The 16,241-nt window shown below is 65.9% G+C and carries 22 protein-coding genes; 15 read left to right on the plus strand and 7 right to left on the minus strand.

Features of this window, described 5'->3' with window-relative positions; all coding sequences use genetic code 11:
- Nucleotides 1–79 precede the first annotated feature (79 nt).
- The 3 genes from G0Q01_RS21050 to G0Q01_RS21060 are packed head-to-tail and all read right to left on the minus strand — an operon-like array spanning nucleotide 80 to nucleotide 1,521.
- Nucleotides 80–316: a F0F1 ATP synthase subunit C gene (locus G0Q01_RS21050; RefSeq protein WP_092427884.1), complete on the minus strand. Its 237-nt coding sequence runs from the start codon at nucleotides 314–316 to the stop codon at nucleotides 80–82.
- A 58-nt stretch (nucleotides 317–374) separates the two neighbouring features.
- Nucleotides 375–1,154, minus strand: coding sequence for a F0F1 ATP synthase subunit A (locus G0Q01_RS21055; protein WP_108964439.1), 780 nt, complete (start codon nucleotides 1,152–1,154; stop codon nucleotides 375–377).
- Entirely contained in the window at nucleotides 1,144–1,521 is a 378-nt protein-coding gene (locus tag G0Q01_RS21060) for an AtpZ/AtpI family protein (protein ID WP_108967490.1), read from the minus strand. The genes G0Q01_RS21055 and G0Q01_RS21060 overlap by 11 nt, the downstream gene beginning before the upstream one ends.
- A gap of 251 nt (nucleotides 1,522–1,772) precedes the next feature.
- Here G0Q01_RS21060 and G0Q01_RS21065 point away from each other — a divergent pair, with 251 nt between their 5' ends.
- Complete coding sequence (locus tag G0Q01_RS21065) at nucleotides 1,773–2,138, plus strand: helix-turn-helix transcriptional regulator (protein WP_164197580.1); 366 nt, start codon at nucleotides 1,773–1,775, stop codon at nucleotides 2,136–2,138.
- Between the two features lie 29 nt (nucleotides 2,139–2,167).
- Here the strand turns inward: G0Q01_RS21065 and G0Q01_RS21070 are convergent, their stop codons facing one another.
- From G0Q01_RS21070 to G0Q01_RS21080, 3 genes are all read right to left on the minus strand, one after another.
- Nucleotides 2,168–3,052: a DMT family transporter gene (locus tag G0Q01_RS21070; protein ID WP_370457326.1), complete on the minus strand. Its 885-nt coding sequence runs from the start codon at nucleotides 3,050–3,052 to the stop codon at nucleotides 2,168–2,170.
- On the minus strand, nucleotides 3,049–3,930 hold the full coding sequence (locus tag G0Q01_RS21075) for a LysR family transcriptional regulator (RefSeq protein ID WP_164197581.1): 882 nt from the start codon (nucleotides 3,928–3,930) through the stop codon (nucleotides 3,049–3,051). Before G0Q01_RS21075 ends, G0Q01_RS21070 begins: the two co-directional genes overlap by 4 nt.
- 173 nt (nucleotides 3,931–4,103) lie before the next feature.
- Complete coding sequence (locus tag G0Q01_RS21080; RefSeq protein WP_164197582.1) at nucleotides 4,104–4,334, minus strand: hypothetical protein; 231 nt, start codon at nucleotides 4,332–4,334, stop codon at nucleotides 4,104–4,106.
- A gap of 463 nt (nucleotides 4,335–4,797) precedes the next feature.
- Here G0Q01_RS21080 and ffh point away from each other — a divergent pair, with 463 nt between their 5' ends.
- From ffh to G0Q01_RS21150, 14 genes are all read left to right on the plus strand, one after another.
- Complete coding sequence (gene ffh / locus G0Q01_RS21085) at nucleotides 4,798–6,330, plus strand: signal recognition particle protein (RefSeq protein ID WP_164197583.1); 1,533 nt, start codon at nucleotides 4,798–4,800, stop codon at nucleotides 6,328–6,330.
- Nucleotides 6,327–6,500 (plus strand): hypothetical protein, encoded by a 174-nt coding sequence (locus G0Q01_RS21090; protein WP_164213841.1) that lies wholly within the window; start codon nucleotides 6,327–6,329, stop codon nucleotides 6,498–6,500. Before ffh ends, G0Q01_RS21090 begins: the two co-directional genes overlap by 4 nt.
- Nucleotides 6,497–7,027, plus strand: coding sequence for a GNAT family N-acetyltransferase (locus G0Q01_RS21095; RefSeq protein ID WP_164197585.1), 531 nt, complete (start codon nucleotides 6,497–6,499; stop codon nucleotides 7,025–7,027). The genes G0Q01_RS21090 and G0Q01_RS21095 overlap by 4 nt, the downstream gene beginning before the upstream one ends.
- Nucleotides 7,024–7,536, plus strand: a complete 513-nt coding sequence (locus tag G0Q01_RS21100; RefSeq protein WP_164197586.1) for a GNAT family N-acetyltransferase — start codon at nucleotides 7,024–7,026, stop codon at nucleotides 7,534–7,536. Before G0Q01_RS21095 ends, G0Q01_RS21100 begins: the two co-directional genes overlap by 4 nt.
- The gene (locus G0Q01_RS21105; protein WP_235940304.1) at nucleotides 7,533–8,183 is read left to right on the plus strand and encodes a GNAT family N-acetyltransferase; all 651 of its coding nucleotides are present in this window, start codon (nucleotides 7,533–7,535) and stop codon (nucleotides 8,181–8,183) included. Before G0Q01_RS21100 ends, G0Q01_RS21105 begins: the two co-directional genes overlap by 4 nt.
- 110 nt (nucleotides 8,184–8,293) lie before the next feature.
- Nucleotides 8,294–8,590, plus strand: coding sequence for a chorismate mutase (locus G0Q01_RS21110; protein WP_092427867.1), 297 nt, complete (start codon nucleotides 8,294–8,296; stop codon nucleotides 8,588–8,590).
- A gap of 46 nt (nucleotides 8,591–8,636) precedes the next feature.
- On the plus strand, nucleotides 8,637–9,020 hold the full coding sequence (gene rpsP, locus G0Q01_RS21115; RefSeq protein ID WP_164197587.1) for a 30S ribosomal protein S16: 384 nt from the start codon (nucleotides 8,637–8,639) through the stop codon (nucleotides 9,018–9,020).
- Between the two features lie 137 nt (nucleotides 9,021–9,157).
- Complete coding sequence (locus G0Q01_RS21120) at nucleotides 9,158–10,012, plus strand: MipA/OmpV family protein (protein WP_164197588.1); 855 nt, start codon at nucleotides 9,158–9,160, stop codon at nucleotides 10,010–10,012.
- 109 nt (nucleotides 10,013–10,121) lie between these two features.
- Nucleotides 10,122–10,628, plus strand: a complete 507-nt coding sequence (gene rimM, locus G0Q01_RS21125) for a ribosome maturation factor RimM (protein ID WP_164197589.1) — start codon at nucleotides 10,122–10,124, stop codon at nucleotides 10,626–10,628.
- A 337-nt stretch (nucleotides 10,629–10,965) separates the two neighbouring features.
- Nucleotides 10,966–11,406, plus strand: coding sequence for a hypothetical protein (locus G0Q01_RS21130; protein WP_164213842.1), 441 nt, complete (start codon nucleotides 10,966–10,968; stop codon nucleotides 11,404–11,406).
- A 114-nt stretch (nucleotides 11,407–11,520) separates the two neighbouring features.
- The gene (gene trmD / locus G0Q01_RS21135) at nucleotides 11,521–12,330 is read left to right on the plus strand and encodes a tRNA (guanosine(37)-N1)-methyltransferase TrmD (RefSeq protein WP_164197591.1); all 810 of its coding nucleotides are present in this window, start codon (nucleotides 11,521–11,523) and stop codon (nucleotides 12,328–12,330) included.
- A 354-nt stretch (nucleotides 12,331–12,684) separates the two neighbouring features.
- Nucleotides 12,685–13,068, plus strand: a complete 384-nt coding sequence (rplS, locus tag G0Q01_RS21140) for a 50S ribosomal protein L19 (RefSeq protein ID WP_095883016.1) — start codon at nucleotides 12,685–12,687, stop codon at nucleotides 13,066–13,068.
- 11 nt (nucleotides 13,069–13,079) lie between these two features.
- Nucleotides 13,080–13,301 carry a 50S ribosomal protein L31 gene (gene rpmE, locus G0Q01_RS21145; RefSeq protein WP_095883017.1) on the plus strand — a complete coding sequence of 74 codons (222 nt, stop codon included), beginning with the start codon at nucleotides 13,080–13,082 and terminating at the stop codon, nucleotides 13,299–13,301.
- Between the two features lie 501 nt (nucleotides 13,302–13,802).
- Nucleotides 13,803–15,560: a SulP family inorganic anion transporter gene (locus tag G0Q01_RS21150; RefSeq protein ID WP_164197592.1), complete on the plus strand. Its 1,758-nt coding sequence runs from the start codon at nucleotides 13,803–13,805 to the stop codon at nucleotides 15,558–15,560.
- On the opposite strand, the gene G0Q01_RS21155 is transcribed toward G0Q01_RS21150, so the two are convergent.
- A complete protein-coding gene (locus tag G0Q01_RS21155; RefSeq protein WP_203595116.1) occupies nucleotides 15,507–16,223 on the minus strand; it encodes a metallophosphoesterase in 717 nt (238 codons plus the stop codon). The genes G0Q01_RS21150 and G0Q01_RS21155 overlap by 54 nt on opposite strands.
- Nucleotides 16,224–16,241 lie beyond the last annotated feature (18 nt).

Consider the following 16,241-nt stretch of genomic DNA (forward strand, 5'->3'; position numbering starts at 1 on the left):
TCCGTCGGAACGTTGTCTCTACTTGGGGCGGCCCGTCAATGACGGCGCCGCCCCCGCGTAAGGATAAGGTCCCGAAGGATTAGACGGCGAACATCAGCAGCAGAGCGACGAGGAACGAGAAGATCCCCAGTGCTTCTGCGAATGCGATGCCGATGAAGAGGGTGGCGGTCTGCGATGCAGCTGCCGACGGGTTGCGCAGGGCGCCGCCCAGGAAGTTTGCAGCAACGTTACCCACGCCGAGGGCTGCGAGGCCCGAACCCAGGCCTGCGAGGCCGGCGCCGATGAACTGACCGAGGTTTGCGATATCGCCTTCCATTTGAGTCTCTCCTTACGATGGAATTGGATGGATAGAGGTTGTCCGGACCGGCCTGCCCTTAGTGGGCAGGGTGCAGCGCGTCCTTGAGGTAGACGCAGGTCAGGATGGTGAACACGTAGGCCTGGATGAAGGCCACCAGAACTTCGAGCCCGTAGATCGCGGTGATCGCGACGATCGACACCGGCGAGACGACGGCCAGCGCGGCGAAGCCTGCGAAGACCTTCATCACGGCGTGACCGGCCATCACGTTGCCAGCAAGACGGATCGAGTGGCTGACCGGGCGGACGAAGTAGGAAATGATCTCGATCACGGCGAGGATCGGGCGCAGCGCCAGCGGCGCCGAGGTCACCCAGAACAGGCCGAGGAAGTGCACGCCGTTCTTGACGAAGCCGAGGATGGTCACACCGAGGAACACGCAGAGCGCCAGCACCCAGGTCACCGCGATGTGCGAGGTGGTGGTGAAGCTCATCGGGATGAGACCGAGGAAGTTCGAGAAGACGATGAACATGAACAGCGTCATGATGTACGGGAAGTACTTCAGGCCATCCTTGCCGGTGACGTCCTCGACCATCTTGTAGATGAAGCCATAGGCCAGTTCGGCGACCGACTGGCTGCGCGAGGGGATGATCGCGCGGCGCGAGGTGCCCAGCACCATGACGCCGATGATCGCGAGGATGCAAAGGAACATCCACAGCGTCGCGTTGGTGATGGTGAACATGCCCACGTCACCGGCTCCGAAGAGCGGTTTGATCATGAACTGGTCCATCGGGTGGAAGGACAGGCCGCCTTCTACCGCGTGTTCTGCCATATCAGCACCGTGAGCCGCTTCAGTCGCCATCGCCGCGATCCCTCTTCTCGTCATCTCCGGGCGTGCCGGAGGATTGTCCCTCTCCGGCGCTGCCGGAAGTTTGTTTTGCCTGGATCTCGGCGGCGGTCCGCAGCATCACGCGGATGCCCGCCACGAGGCCCAGCAATGTGAAGAGCACCATGAGCCACGGCATGGTCCCCAAGAGGATGTCCAAGCCGTAGCCGATGCCGAAGCCGATCCCGAGACCGGCCACCATTTCCGTCACCATCCGCCAGGCGACATTGGCCTGAGAATAGTGTTCCTCCTGGTGCGACTTCCGGGTCTCCCGGGCAGCCTTGGCCGCCGCGATCTTCGCCTCCAGCGCGTCGAGTTGCCGCTTCGGATCGGGATCGCCCACCATTTCGCTCCATTCGGACGTTCGAGGGAGTTGCTATGCGGAGGGGGGCTCTAAGTCAACCCGCCGTGAACGCCTGAAATATGACCTCAAGTCATTGATTTCCCTCAGTCTGTTAAGGAAGCCCCAGCACAGCAACCGCGCGCTAGCGCCAACATCGGCGCGAAACCATATTCAACCCCGGGGTTGAGTATGTCGAAACCGCCGCCACGGCGCGGCTTGACGCCCTGCCCCACTCCGGCGCTTATGAGCGCATGCAACCCGATCTCGACATCGTCTTCGCCGCCCTGGCCGATCCCACGCGGCGACGCATCCTCGCCATGCTGCTCGAGGACGACATGGCGGTGACCGATGTGGCCGAGCCCTTCGAGATGTCATTGGCGGCGATCTCCAAGCATCTGGCGATCCTCGCCACAGCCGGGCTGATCAGCCAGGAGAAACGTGGCCGGGTGAAATGGTGCAAACTCGAGCCCGATGCCCTGCGAGAGGCCTCGGTCTGGATGCAGGGGTTCGGGCAGTTCGAGGCGATCAATCTCGACGCCTTCGAACGCTTCCTGCGGGTCGAGCTGAGACCGGATGATCCCGCGCATAACGACTTGGCCCGCGACGACGTTCCGTAACGTCCGAGACCGTCGAACGCATTTGCCCCCTATCCGTCCCGCAGCAGCAACAGCAGCGCCACGACAGACAGGCCGACTCCGACAAGGATCAACGCCGGCGGCGCGCCCCGGCCAAGGCCGATCTCCCACAGGATCACCCAGCTCGGGATAAGGTAGGTATAGGCCATGACCTTGGCGCTCGGCAGGCGCATCGCGGCGAATTGCAGCAGCGCGGTGCTCAGCGCGGTCGCTGCGACCGTGGTGTAGAGGATCGTCACCCAGACGATGCGCGGCAGCGCGCTCCAGTCGGTGTCCAGGATGTCGCGCCAGCCCCAGAGGATCAGCACAAGCGTGCCGGCCACCATCGTACCGAGCGCAAAGACCAGCCCCGGCTCGCCCCGGTTCAGGCGCGGCACCAGCGGTGCATAGACGGCATGGGCGGCGCAGCCGACGAAGAAGATCATCTCACCGCGTCCCGGCGCGAAACGCAGCAGCGCCTCAAGGTCAGCACGGAAGATCACCCAGAGCGCGCCCGCCCCGCCGATGGCCAGCGCCAGCGCGATGCGCCGGCTCATCCTCTGGCGCAGCAGCAGCCAGCCAAAGCCTGCCGCCATGACCGGGGTCAGCGTGAAGACCGCCGACATGCTCACCGCCTCGGCGGTCTTCAGGCCTTCGAACATCAGCACGAAGTAGACGGCCATCAGCCCGCCAATCAGCAGGTATCGCCAAGGCGCCGTGAGCGCTGCGCGCTGCACGCCGCCGCGTGCCTGCACGACAAGGAAAAGCAGCGCGGTCGCCATGAGGAAGCGTGTCGCGTTCAGCGCCGCCGGGGCGATATGCGGCGCCGCCATGGAGCCGAGCGAAAACGACCCGGCGACAAGCGCCGAGAAGGCCAGCATCGCGAGATGGCCACGTCCACTTTCAGTAAGGGTCACGCCGCGTCCTGCTCCGCGGCATAGGCCTTCAGGTGCTTGAGAAAGGCTTGGACCTTGGGCGTGCGGTGCAGATCGACGTGGGTCACCAGCCAAAGAGGCGACGACCAGTCCTCCTGCGGCGGCAGCACCTGCACCAGTTCGGGGTCCGTCTCGCCCTCGGTCACCGACATGAACCCCATGCCCGCCCCGGCGCGGATCGCCTGCAACTGCACCCGGTCGTCAGAGGTCCGGAAGACGATGCGCTCCTGCGGCACATGCCCCTTCATCCAGCGGTTGGAGGGCGCTCGGGAATCGAGGTCGTCGAAGCCGACAAAGTCATGCGTTGCCAGGTCCGCCGCGCCCTCGGGTTTGCCTTTGCGCGCGATGTAGGATTTCGCGGCGTAGAGCGCGACCGACTGGCGGTCGAAAGGTTGGACGACGTTGTCCGGCTCTTGCGGCGCGGCCCCGGCGCGCAGCGCCACATGCGCCTCGCCGTACTCGAGCCGGAACAGGCGCGAGCCGGTCAGGTAGCGCACCGTGACATCCGGGTAGGCCTCGCGGAAGGAGGTCAGCGCGCCGATCATCAGCGTCGAGAAGTTGACCAGCGAGGTGACCAGTAGCTCTCCCGACACCGCCTCGCCCCGACCCTTGATTCGGCCGACAAGCTGCTGGAACTGGTCGTCAGTGCATTGCGCGACCCGCGATAGGTCGCTGCCCGCCTCGGTCGGCGTGTAGCCGCGGGCGTGCCGCTGAAACAACTTCACCCCAAGCCGCGCCTCGAGCGCATCGATATGCCGGATCACCGTGGCGTGGTGCACCCCGAGGACCTCGGCGGCGCCGCTGACGGTGCCCAGCCGCGCCACATGGTAGGCGGTGCGAATCTCGTCCCAGTTGTCCATCGGTCTCTCCTGTGCACCCGCTCACGCTGTGGCGCTAGAAAGCGCGAAGCGGTGCGGGAATGCAAGGCACCAGCGCGGCAAACGCCACGAACGCGCGGATCCGAAACGACAAACGCCCGGCCGAGGCCGGGCGTTCTCAGGCCACGCCGGGGCGCGGCTCCTGTCCGAAAGGATCAGTCCGAAGTGTCCGAGCTGTCGTCGCCGTCCGAGGCAGCAGCGATCAGCGCGATGGCTGCCAGGCCACCGGCCACGGCCAGAGCTGCACCGCTCGACGGAGCAGCAACCGGAACCACAGCATAGGGCTCGTCTTCAACGACGACCGGTGCCGGCGAGCCGGCCAGAGCTGCGGAAGCGCCGATCATGGAGATGACGGCTGCGGAAGCAAACAGTTCTTTGAGTTTCATATTCGCACCTATCAATTGAGCGTCTTCAGACTTTGACATAGCGTCATTCTGGGCACCGGGCCAGAAATAAATAAGAAAATATGCTTGATAGGCGGGCATCGGCACGAAGTGTGCCCATTTTGCAAACGCTCCGCCGCGTTGCGCTGCCGCTAGGGCAACTCATCTTGCGGTTTTTGCCCGCTTCTCACCCGCTCCCGCACGGCACCCCTGCTTTGCTTGACTCGCCGCACCTGGAGGCGTACATCGCGCGCAATCCACCGGGAGTCCCATCGCTTCCGGTCCCTTGGGCCTATGCCCGGGATCGCCCTCCGTCAGCGCGTTGCGCCCACGGAGGCGTTTTCGCATTGGCGCACGGGCCCGACAAGACGGCGCTTCCGGCGTCACATTTGATTCTACGCCGCGCGGCCCCCATCTCGGGTCTGCACACCAGATACGGACCAGAGAAGAAGGAGCCAGACGGCCCATGTTCGAATCTCTTTCCGAACGCCTCGGCGGCGTCTTCGACCGCCTCACCAAGCAGGGCGCCCTCTCCGAGGATGACGTCCGCACCGCCCTGCGCGAAGTGCGCGTCGCCCTGCTCGAGGCCGACGTCTCGCTGCCCGTGGCGCGCCAGTTCATCAAGGCCGTCGAGAAAAAAGCCACCGGCGCCGCGGTCACCAAGTCGGTGACCCCCGGCCAGCAGGTGGTGAAGATCGTCCATGACGAGCTGATCGCCACACTCGCCGGTGAAGGCGAGCCCGGAGCGCTGCGCATCGACAACGCGCCCGCGCCGATTCTGATGGTCGGCCTGCAGGGCTCGGGCAAGACCACCACCACCGCCAAGCTTGCCAAGCGCCTGAAAGAGCGCGACCGCAAGAAGGTGCTGATGGCCTCGCTCGACGTGAACCGCCCGGCGGCCATGGAGCAGCTGCAGATTCTCGGCCAGCAGATCGGCGTCGACACGCTGCCGATCGTCAAGGGCGAGGACCCGGTCGCCATCGCCAAGCGCGCCAAGACCCAGGCCAGCCTTGGCGGCTATGACGTCTATATGCTCGACACCGCGGGCCGCCTGCACATTGACGCCGAGCTGATCCAGCAGGCCGCCGACGTGCGCGACGTGGTGAGCCCGCGCGAGACGCTGCTGGTGGTCGACGGTCTCACCGGTCAGGACGCCGTCAACGTCGCCACCGAGTTCGACGACAAGATCGGCGTCTCGGGCGTGGTGCTGACCCGGATGGACGGCGACGGCCGCGGCGGCGCCGCGCTTTCGATGCGTGCGATCACCGGCAAGCCGATCAAGTTCGTCGGCCTCGGCGAGAAGATGGACGCGCTGGAGACCTTCGAACCCGAGCGCGTCGCCGGCCGCATCCTCGGCATGGGCGACATCGTCGCGCTGGTGGAAAGGGCGCAGCAGACGCTCGAGGCCGAGCAGGCCGAGCGCATGATGAAGCGCTTCCAGAAGGGTCAGTTCAACATGAACGACCTGAAGATGCAGCTCGAGCAGATGATGAAGATGGGCGGCCTCGGCGCGATGATGCAGATGATGCCCGGCGCCGCGAAGATGGCCAAGCAGATGGACGAGGCCGGTCTCGACGACAAGATCCTGCGCCAGCAGATCGCGCTCATCAACTCCATGACCAAGAAGGAGCGCGCCAACCCGCAGCTCCTGCAGGCCTCTCGCAAGAAGCGCATCGCGGCGGGCGCGGGCATGGAAGTGGCGGATCTCAACAAGCTGCTGAAAATGCAGCGCCAGATGTCCGACATGATGAAGAAGATGGGCAAGATGGGCAAAGGCGGCATGCTGAAGCAGGCCATGAAAGGCATGTTCGGCGCAAAAGGTCCCGGCGGCATGCCCGAGGGCATGGACCCCTCGCAGATGGACCCCAAGCAGATCGAGGCCGCGGCCAAGGCGATGGGCGGCAAGATGCCCGGCGGACTCGGCGGTCTCGGCGGCATGCCCGGCATGGGCGGCGGCGCGCTGCCGCCGGGCCTCGGCGGCTTCGGCAAGAAAAAATGAGCGAACTGCACCCCCTCCCCCTTCCCTCGCAAGAGGTGACGACCCCGAGCGCCGAACAGGCAGCCGGCACGGAGGGCGTGCGCGCCGCCAAGGCCCTCGCGGGCGACCCCTTCGCGCTCTATGGCGCGCCAGAAGACGATTCGGATGGCAGCGTGGAGGCCTACGCATGAGCCTTGTCACCGCCCCCCGCCTCGAAACCGAACGACTGATCCTGCGCGGCCCCGAAGCCGGTGACGCAGAGGCGATGATCGCCTTCCTGCTCGACCGCGAGCGCTCGGAGGGATTCGGCGGCTACGACCATCGCGGCGATGCCTGGCGCTGGTTCGCGCTGAACGTCGGCCACTGGCACCTGCGCGGATACGGCTATTTCACGATCGAAGAAAAGGCGACCGGCACGCCCGCTGGCATCTGCGGCATCTGGAACCCCGAGGGCTGGCCCGAACCCGAGATTGGCTGGGTCGTGTTCGAGGGCTACGAAGGTCGCGGCATTGCCAGCGAGGCCGCGCTGCGCGTGCGCCGCTATGCCTACGAGGACCTCGGCCTCAAGACGCTGACGTCGAATATCGTGCCGGGCAACACGCGCTCTGTCGCGCTGGCCGAACGTCTGGGCGCGATCTACGAGCGCACCTACAAGAACTACCACATGGGCGAGGACATGCTCTATCGCCACCCTCCCGCCGAGGAGGTGCTGGCATGAGCGTCGTGATCCCCACCATCGAGACCGAACGCCTGGTCCTGCGCGCTCCGCAGTTGGATGATCTCGAGGCGATGTGCGCCTTCTATGCCGAGCCGCGCTCGCATTTCGTTGGCGGCCCGGTCGACCGCGGCCACGTCTGGCGCACGCTGCTGCGCTCGGCCGGCCACTGGCAGATCCGCGGCTACGGCATCTGGCACGTCACCGACCGCGAGAGCGGCAGGATGGCCGGCTTTACCGGGCCGCTCAACCACATCGAATGGCCCGAACCCGAGCTCGCCTACTCGATCTTCTCTGAGTTCGAAGGCCGCGGCTACGCCTATGAGGCGGCCTCCGCCGCCCGTGCCGCCGCCGCGACGCACTTCGGACTGACCCGACTGATCAGCCTCGTCGACCCGGGGAACGACCGCTCGCGCGCCTTGGCCCTGCGCCTTGGCGCCAGCTTCGAGCGCGAAGAAATGGTATTGGGCCACGTCGCCCACATCTATCGCCACCCGGAGATCGACGGATGAGCCTCGCGATGCAGCCCCAAACCGCTCCGGCGGTGCCCGCAGCCGTGCTGCAGGGAATTCCCGAGCTGGAAACGGCCCGGCTGGTGCTGCGCGCGCCGAAGTCCGAGGATTACCCGGACTTCAAGGCCACCTTCGCCTCCTACCGCTCGCGCTTCATGGGCGGGCCGCTCAATGCCTACGAGACCTGGATGCTCTACGCCGCCGAGATCGGTCACTGGCAGATCCGCGGCTTCGGCATGTGGATGATCCACCTGCGTGAGACCGGCGAGACCGTGGGCATGGCCGGCGGCTGGTTCCCGGCCAAATGGCCCGAGCGCGAGATCGCCTGGATCATCTGGCCGGACCGCGGCGGCAAGGGCTACGCGCTCGAGGCCACGCAGCGCGTGCGACAGTATTTCTACGACGAGGCCGGATGGGATGGGGCGGTCAGCTACATCGACCCCAAGAACCTCGATTCCATCCGTCTTGCCGAACGGCTCGGGGCCCGCAAGGATCCCGCGGCCGCAACCGTCGATGGCAGCGACGCCGTCTACCGCCACCCGGCGCCCGCGGCGCTGCGCGGCAGCCAGCTCGCGCATGGCATCGACATGGAGATCGCCAACTACATCGATCCGCTCTTCAAGCCGAAGGGATGGGCCGTTGACTGACGCGATTTCCCCCAAGTCCCGGCGCGCGGTTCCTGCCGCCTCCGATGCACGCGTCGTGCATGGGATGTGCACGGAGTGTGCCCCCTCTTTCTTGTTCAAAGGAGTCGAGCATGAGTGATCCCGCCGCCCGCGCCGCAGACCTTCTGAAAGAACACCGCGAAAGCATCGACCGGCTGGACGCGATCCTCGTGTTCACGCTCGCCGAGCGGTTCAAGCACACGCAGTCCGTGGGGGTCCTCAAGGCCACCCACGAGCTGCCCCCCTCCGACCCCGCGCGTGAAGAGCAGCAGATCGCGCGGCTCAAGGACCTGGCGGAGAAAGCGGATCTCGATCCGGCCTTCGCCGAGAAATTCCTGAACTTCATCATTCAGGAAGTCATCAAGCACCACGAAAAACACCAATCCTGACAGGGCTTTGCCCGTCACGAAACGCCATACTCAAGGAGATACCCCCATGGCCATGAAAATCCGTCTTGCCCGCGGTGGCTCGAAAAAGCGCCCCCACTACGCAATCGTCGCCTCCGACTCGCGCATGCCGCGTGACGGCCGCTTCCTCGAGAAGCTGGGCACCTACAACCCGCTGCTCGGCAAGGACGATGAGCGCCGCGTGGTCATGAACGTCGAGCGCATCCAGTACTGGCTCGGCCAGGGCGCCCAGCCGACCGACCGTGTTGCACGCTTCCTCGAAGCGGCAGGCGTCGTCGAGAAGAAAGAGCGCAGCAACCCCAAGAAAGCCGTCCCGGGCAAGGCAGCCACCGAGCGCGCCGAAGCCAAGGCAGCAAAAGCAGCAGCAGCCGCCGAGGCCGCAGCAGCACCGGCAGAAGAGACCGCAGAGTAATTCTCCGCGGCATCAATGCCACAATAAGGGGTGCGCAGGAGAAATCCTGCGCACCCTTTTTGGTTGACGCTTGGATAACTTGCATCCGCGGCCTACCATCAGTCCGGTACTGCCTTGCGAACACCGGGATATCTGCCATGCCGCTGCTCCGCCCCCTTGCTGCCAAGACCGGCGCGCTGACGCTCGTGACCCTGCTGCTCGCAGGCCCGGCGCTGGCGCAGGACTTCGTGACACCCGAGACGATCGGCGACGGCGCCCCGGTGACCCAGCCGGTCACCTCGACCCAGTCCCCGGGCAACAGCTTCACCTTCACCCTGCGCGCCGGCGTGGCCACCCAGCCGAAGTTCTTCGGCTCGGACGAATACGACGTCGGCCCCGACATCGGCTTCCGCTTCCGCCACCTGCGCCTGCGCGGCCTGCCCGAGGTCGGCGACACCGACCCCTGGGCGGAAGATTACGGCTGGGACTTTCACGGCTCGTTCCGCTACCTCGGCGAACGCGACGCCAGCAATGACCCGGACCTCGAGAGCCTGCACGACATCGATCCGAGCTACGAACTCGGCTTCGGCATCGGCTTTGCCGGACCGAACTACGAGGCATTCGCCGACATCCGCCGCGGATTCGGCGGTCACGAGGGCTACGTCGGCTCGGTCGGGCTCGACTATGTCGCTCGCCCCGACGACCGCTGGCGGCTGACCGTCGGCCCACGCTTCATCTGGGCCAACGACGCGTTCATCGACACTTACTCTGGCGTCGACCCCGACGAGGCCACCGCCGATCTACCGGCCTACGATCCTGAGGGAGGGCTGATCAGCGCCGGCATCCAGGTCGGCGCGCGGTACAAGATCAACGACCTCTGGGGTGTCGAAAGCGCGCTGAACTGGGACAACCTGCAGGGCGACGCCGCCGACAGCCCGATCGTCGACACCGGCGACAATGACCAGTGGCGCTTCCGCATTGGGGTGACCCGGGTCTTCAACCTGCGGTTCTGAGCCTTTCGGAGATTGCACAAGCGGGCCGGGTCGCGCTATCCCCGCCCTCACCGGCCCCGGCGCCCCGCGCACCGGGCCGGGCAAGCGCAATGACGGGAGGCGCATCGAAGTGGACGAGATGATCTGTGTCGGCGTTCTGGGCGGCGCCTTCGGCGTGCATGGCGAGGTGCGGCTAAAGAGCTACACCGCTGACCCCGAGGCGATTGCCGATTATGCCCCGCTCACCTCCGAGGACGGCAGCCGCAGCTTCGATCTGCAGATCACCCGCCCGCTGAAGGACGGCTTTGCCGCGCGACTCTCGGACGTGCGCACCAAGGAAGAGGCAGACGCCCTGAAGGGGCTGCAGCTTTTTGCGCCCCGCGACCGGCTGCCTGACCTTCCCGACGACGAGTATTACTATACCGACCTGATCGGGCTGACCGTTCTCGACACCGGCGGCGCCGAGATCGGCAAGGTGAAGGCGGTGCTCAACCACGGCGCCTCGGACCTGCTCGAGCTGATCGTGCCCGGCGCTTCCTCCACGGTCCTGCTGCCCTTCACCCGCGCAGTGGTGCCGACCGTCGACCTTGCCTCTGGCCGGATCATCGCAGACCCACCCGAGGGGTTGCTGGAATAACCCTGCACCGGGCTGCGACCGGACACCGAGAAGTCCCGCGCCCCGGAAACGAGGAGGCCGAAACTCACCGATTGTTCCCCAAAAGGTGATGATTCCGGGTCTTTGGTGAATTCTGTCCAGATTCCCAAGGGGCTATGCTAGGCTTACGCCAGTGTTCTTAACCCAATGTTTCGTCCCGAGGTTTGGTGTTGTGTTTTCAGTGGTCCGTCTTGGCCTGCGGGCGCGGTATGCGCCGTTTCTCCTCCTTTGTCTTATCGCCAGCCTGAGTGTTGCAGCCGTTGCGCCGGCCCTGGGTCATGAGCGGCTTTTCCTTTTCGCCGCGCTTTGGCTGCTTGGCGTGTTGGCGGCGCTCGCGGCGCGCGCCTCGCTGCGCCGGTTCCGCGCTGCGCGGCCCGTCCTGCTGACCCGCCGCGCGCTGCGCCGCCCGCCCCTGCCGCTCCCGCCCGTGCGGCAGATGCGCGCCGAGCTGGCGCGTCTGCTGAGCAGCCCGGCGCCCCTTGGCACGCAACCGGAAAGCCCCGAATACGCGCTCCGGCGCATTCTCGAACGCGGGCTTGCCTGCCACCGTGCCCGCAGCGCCGCCGAGCTCACCCCTCGCGGGGTTACCGAGTTGTGGCTGCTGGTCACGCTCCTGCGGGCGACGCCCGAGCGCGCCGGGGGCCTCGCCCGGTGCTTCCGGCTGCCGGACATGGTGCTCGACCTGCACGACCGGCTGCGCCGGATTGCGGTCCAGCATGCCGAGGCCACCGCGCACACGCCCCTCTCGACCGGCGGCTGATTCCAGCGGCCCACACCCTGCTATCCGGCCGGGTCCGAACTCCATGGCTTGAGCCGCGGACGCTCCGCCGCTAGACGGGGGGCGCGATCCAGAGGGGCGCGAAGGATACCCGACATGACCGACACACCGCAGCGCGCCTCGGGCCGCAAGACCATCCGGCCCAGCCTGACGCCGCGCGAGCTGATGACCGAGGCCCCGGAGCTCGCCCGCGCCTTTCAGGCGCAGGTGATCACCCTGCTGCCCGATGCTTTCCCCGGCGTGCTGGGCCATTCGCTTACCGGCCGCGCCTTGCAGGATGGGCTGTGGCAGCTCAGCACAGTCGCGCTGCGCGAGTTCGGCGAGGGCAGGCACCGCAATGTCGACGACACCCCCGCCGGCGGTGGCGCTGGCATGGTGCTGCGCCCCGACGTGATGGGCCGTGCCATCGAACACGCCCGCGCCCGCATGCCCGCCCGCGCGCCGCTGATCTACCTCAGCCCGCGCGGCCGCCGCTTCGACCAGCAGATGGCGCAGCGCCTGGCGCAGGAGCCCGGCGTCACGCTGATCTGTGGCCGTTTCGAGGGTCTCGACCAGCGGGTGATCGACCATTACCAGATCATCGAGGTCTCGCTCGGCGACTTCGTCCTCACCGGCGGCGAGATCGCCGCTCAGATGCTGCTCGACGCGACCATCCGGCTGATCCCCGGCGTGCTCGGCAATGCCTCCTCGACCGAGGAAGAGAGTTTCTCCAACGGGCTGCTTGAGCATCCGCAATACACCCGACCGGCCGACTGGCAGGGTCACCGCATCCCCGACGTGCTGCTGTCGGGCAACCACGCCGCGATCGAGGCCTGGCGCCGCGCGCAATCCGAAGATATCACCCGCGCCCGCCGCCCCGATCTCTGGCAGGCGCACGAGGCGCGCGCCGCCCAAGACAAATCCTGACCGCGCCGCCCCTCTTCTAGACCCAAATATCCCGTGGATCGCGAGGGGCAGCGCGCCTCGCTCCTGCCCGCGCTCACGCGGGCCCAAACCCGCAGTTTTCCCTTGATCCAGCGCCCTTCCGCGCCTATATGGCGCCAATCCACGACGCCGCTCGGCGACTCGTGGAGTCGTCCGTTCCCGCCTCTCGCGTTTCTTCGGCGCGGCCCGAGCGGTCCGGACGCGGCCTCTGGCCACCCAGAAGACAAAGATGTTGTTACCTCCCGCGGGCGCCAAGGCGGACCCGGTCGAAGACACGGAGCTCTGAGAACGCGACACCTTCACGGGAAAAACCGTGAGCAGATAGGAGAGCGTCAGATGGATCTGATCGCACAGCTCGAGGCGGAGCAAATTGCCGCCCTGGGGAAAACCATCCCTGACTTCAAGCCCGGCGACACCGTGCGCGTCGGCTACAAGGTGACCGAAGGTACGCGTACCCGCGTGCAGAACTACGAAGGCGTCTGCATCAGCCGTAAGAACGGCAAGGGCATCGCCGGCTCGTTCACCGTCCGCAAGATTTCCTTCGGTGAGGGCGTCGAGCGCGTCTTCCCGCTCTATGCCACCAACATCGACTCGATCGAGGTGGTGCGCCGCGGCAAGGTCCGTCGCGCCAAGCTGTACTACCTTCGTTCGCGTCGCGGCAAATCCGCCCGTATCGCAGAGCAGACCAACTACAAGCCGCTCGCCGGCGCCGACGCATAAGGAGAGCCGTTATGAAAAAGGGCATCCACCCCGACTATCACGTCATCGACGTCAAGATGACCGACGGCACCATCTACCAGACCCGTTCGACCTGGGGCAAGGAAGGCGACCAGATGTCTCTCGACATCGACCCGACCGTGCACCCGGCCTGGACCGGTGGCTCGTCGCGTCTGCTGGACGCCGGCGGCCGCGTGTCGAAGTTCAAGAAGAAATACGAAGGCCTGGGCTTCTGATCCCATCCCTTCCGGATTTCGGAAAACGCCGTCCCTCGGGGCGGCGTTTTTCTTTGCGGGTTCCGGACCCGAGAATCTCCCCTGATACACCGTGATCGGGCAGCCTGCGCCGAGCCACAACCACGGGTATCTTGGACGTCTGTGCTTCTTGCCGATCCGCTTGGAAAGACACCTACACCTCGCCGACATTCGCAAGACACCAACGACATTGCCGAATGACAGGCCCAAGCCGGCGCGCACGGCTAAGCTGGTTAGGAGAAGACACTGCCGCTGGTGACCTGGACGGTCTCGCTGGGCAGGAGAACGTGGCTAGCAAGCTCCCAGACCGTCAGGCGCTAGGCAAGATATTCTTCTGGAAATTAAACCGTTACGCGGACAATGTTCTTCGCGATGGAATTTCCGCGGAACATGAGTTTCGCTCTTCACAAATTCCCTTTATTGAATATATAGGTGTCACATCCCCGACTCCTCTTGGGGAACGCGCAATTCAGGACCTTGCCCATGCGACTTCCCCGCCTGACCCGCTACCTGCCGATCCTCGACTGGGCGCGAACCTACGATCGAGACACTGCGACCTCGGACCTCGTGGCCGCGGTCATCGTGACAGTCATGCTGATCCCGCAGTCGCTGGCCTATGCCCTGCTTGCCGGGCTGCCCGCCGAGATGGGGCTTTATGCCTCGATCCTGCCGCTGGTGGCCTATGCGATCTTCGGCACCAGCCGGGCGCTGGCCGTGGGCCCAGTGGCCGTGGTCTCGCTGATGACCGCCGCGGCGATCGGGCAACTCGGGCTCAGCGATCCCGCGCAGATCGCGCTCGCCGCGGTCACACTGGCCTTCATCTCCGGCGTCTTCCTGGTGGCCATTGGTGTGCTGCGCCTCGGCTTTTTGGCCAACTTCCTCAGTCACCCGGTGATCGCTGGTTTCATCACCGCCTCGGGCGTGCTGATCGCCGCCTCGCAGCTCAAGCATATCTTCGGCATCAGCGCCGAGGGCCACACGCTGGTCGATCTTGTTGGCGCGCTGATTGCCCACCTGCCCGAGACCAACGGCATCACACTGGCAATCGGGGTCGCCGCCACGGCCTTCCTGTTCTGGGTCCGCAAGGGGCTGAAGCCGATGCTCCGCAAGATGGGGTTCGGTCCGCGGATGGCCGATATCCTCGCAAAGGCCGGACCCGTCGCCGCGGTTGCTGTGACCACGCTGCTCACCTGGGGTCTTGGCCTGAACGAGATGGGTGTGAAGGTCGTGGGAGATGTGCCGACGGGCCTGCCGCCCTTCTCGGTGCCCTCCTTTGACCTGGGCATGTGGAAGACGCTGCTGATGCCGGCGATCCTGATCTCGATCATCGGCTTCGTGGAATCGGTCTCGGTCGCCCAGACCCTCGCCGCAAAGCGCCGCCAGCGGATCGATCCCGATCAGGAGCTCATTGGCCTCGGCGCCTCGAACATCGGCTCGGCGCTCTCGGGCGGTTTCCCGGTCACGGGCGGCTTCTCGCGCTCGGTGGTGAACTTCGACGCGGGCGCCGAGACTCCCGCCGCGGGCGCCTATACCGCCGTGGGGATCGGCCTTGCGACGCTGCTCCTGACGCCGCTGTTGTTCTTCCTGCCCAAGGCCACGCTGGCCGCTACGATCATCGTCGCGGTGCTGAGCCTCGTCGATTTCTCGATCCTCAAGAAGACCTGGACCTACTCCAAGGTCGACTTCACCGCCGTTTCAGCCACCATCGTGCTGACCCTGCTTGTCGGCGTCGAGGTCGGCGTCTCGGCGGGTGTGCTGCTGTCGATCCTTCTCCACCTCTACAAGACCTCGAAGCCGCATGTGGCCGAGGTCGGTCTGGTGCCGGGCACACATCACTTCCGTAACGTGCTGCGCCACGAGGTCGAGACCCTGCCGGGCGTGCTGACCCTGCGGGTGGACGAGAGCCTCTATTTCGTCAACGCGCGCTTTCTCGAGGAATACGTGCTGAGCCGCGTCGCCGAGTGCCAGAACCTGCGCCACGTGGTGCTGATGTTCCCGGCGGTGAACGAGGTCGACATGAGCGCGCTGGAGACGCTGGAAGAGATCAACCGGCGCCTGTCGGAACAGGGTATCACCCTGCACCTGACCGAGGTGAAGGGCCCGGTGATGGACCGGCTCAAGCGCTCTCACTTCCTGCACGAACTCTCCGGGCAGGTGTTCCTGTCGCAATACGAGGCCTGGTGTGCCCTAAAGCCGGAGGCGTCCTCCGGGGCCGAGCACAAAGGCCTCGCGGCCCAGTAGCAGACCCGGTCGGAGCGGGCGCCCGTAACCCGCTCCGCCATCCATGTTGAGACGGTTCGAATAGAGCTGCGGCGCATCGAGCGCCGTATGGCCATGCACCACCAGCCGCCCCCAATCGCCCTGCCAGTCGAGGAAGGGCGCGCGGATCCACACTAGATCATCCTCCTTCTGGTAGTTGAGCAGCACCCCCGGTCGCAGCCCAGCGTGGACGAAGATGTGATCTTCGGTCTCATGCAGACGCGGCAGGTTCGCGATCCAGTCGCGGTGGGCCTGTGGGACCGCCTCCAGCGCATCGGCATGGATGTCGTGAAGGTCGCGCCCCTCGCTCACGTCCACCCCGTAAGAGGCCAGCGTGCGCGCCCCGCCCAGCGGCGGATCGGTCCAGAGCAGCGGACGCGAAACGTTGGGGTCCATGTAGCGCGGATTGCCCAGGTAGCGGAGCAGGAAGCGGTCGTGGTTGCCCATCAGGCAGGTCCAGGGCCGACCCTCGGCCTGTCCCTGCATCAGCAACTCGATCACCGCGCGGGAGTCGGGTCCGCGGTCGACGTAATCGCCCAGGAAGACGATGGGCGCGCCGGCGTGGGCGTCGTTTGCGATGTACTCGAGCGCTTCATGTAGCCGGTCAATCTGGCCATGAATGTCACCGATGACGAATATGGGCATGATGAGAGGTCCTTTCCG

This window comes from Salipiger sp. PrR007, from assembly GCF_010499845.1.
Classification (GTDB): domain Bacteria; phylum Pseudomonadota; class Alphaproteobacteria; order Rhodobacterales; family Rhodobacteraceae; genus Salipiger; species Salipiger pacificus_A.

Bases quoted from the DNA above. Each gene is read 5' to 3' on its own strand.
- G0Q01_RS21050 (WP_092427884.1), bottom strand. From the start codon at position 316: ATGGAAGGCGATATCGCAAACCTCGGTCAGTTCATCGGCGCCGGCCTC.
- G0Q01_RS21055 (WP_108964439.1), bottom strand. From the start codon at position 1,154: ATGGCGACTGAAGCGGCTCACGGTGCTGATATGGCAGAACACGCGGTA.
- G0Q01_RS21065 (WP_164197580.1), top strand. From the start codon at position 1,773: ATGCAACCCGATCTCGACATCGTCTTCGCCGCCCTGGCCGATCCCACG.
- G0Q01_RS21075 (WP_164197581.1), bottom strand. From the start codon at position 3,930: ATGGACAACTGGGACGAGATTCGCACCGCCTACCATGTGGCGCGGCTG.
- G0Q01_RS21080 (WP_164197582.1), bottom strand. From the start codon at position 4,334: ATGAAACTCAAAGAACTGTTTGCTTCCGCAGCCGTCATCTCCATGATC.
- ffh (WP_164197583.1), top strand. From the start codon at position 4,798: ATGTTCGAATCTCTTTCCGAACGCCTCGGCGGCGTCTTCGACCGCCTC.
- G0Q01_RS21090 (WP_164213841.1), top strand. From the start codon at position 6,327: ATGAGCGAACTGCACCCCCTCCCCCTTCCCTCGCAAGAGGTGACGACC.
- G0Q01_RS21095 (WP_164197585.1), top strand. From the start codon at position 6,497: ATGAGCCTTGTCACCGCCCCCCGCCTCGAAACCGAACGACTGATCCTG.
- G0Q01_RS21100 (WP_164197586.1), top strand. From the start codon at position 7,024: ATGAGCGTCGTGATCCCCACCATCGAGACCGAACGCCTGGTCCTGCGC.
- G0Q01_RS21105 (WP_235940304.1), top strand. From the start codon at position 7,533: ATGAGCCTCGCGATGCAGCCCCAAACCGCTCCGGCGGTGCCCGCAGCC.
- G0Q01_RS21110 (WP_092427867.1), top strand. From the start codon at position 8,294: ATGAGTGATCCCGCCGCCCGCGCCGCAGACCTTCTGAAAGAACACCGC.
- rpsP (WP_164197587.1), top strand. From the start codon at position 8,637: ATGGCCATGAAAATCCGTCTTGCCCGCGGTGGCTCGAAAAAGCGCCCC.
- G0Q01_RS21120 (WP_164197588.1), top strand. From the start codon at position 9,158: ATGCCGCTGCTCCGCCCCCTTGCTGCCAAGACCGGCGCGCTGACGCTC.
- trmD (WP_164197591.1), top strand. From the start codon at position 11,521: ATGACCGACACACCGCAGCGCGCCTCGGGCCGCAAGACCATCCGGCCC.
- rplS (WP_095883016.1), top strand. From the start codon at position 12,685: ATGGATCTGATCGCACAGCTCGAGGCGGAGCAAATTGCCGCCCTGGGG.
- rpmE (WP_095883017.1), top strand. From the start codon at position 13,080: ATGAAAAAGGGCATCCACCCCGACTATCACGTCATCGACGTCAAGATG.
- G0Q01_RS21150 (WP_164197592.1), top strand. From the start codon at position 13,803: ATGCGACTTCCCCGCCTGACCCGCTACCTGCCGATCCTCGACTGGGCG.
- G0Q01_RS21155 (WP_203595116.1), bottom strand. From the start codon at position 16,223: ATGCCCATATTCGTCATCGGTGACATTCATGGCCAGATTGACCGGCTA.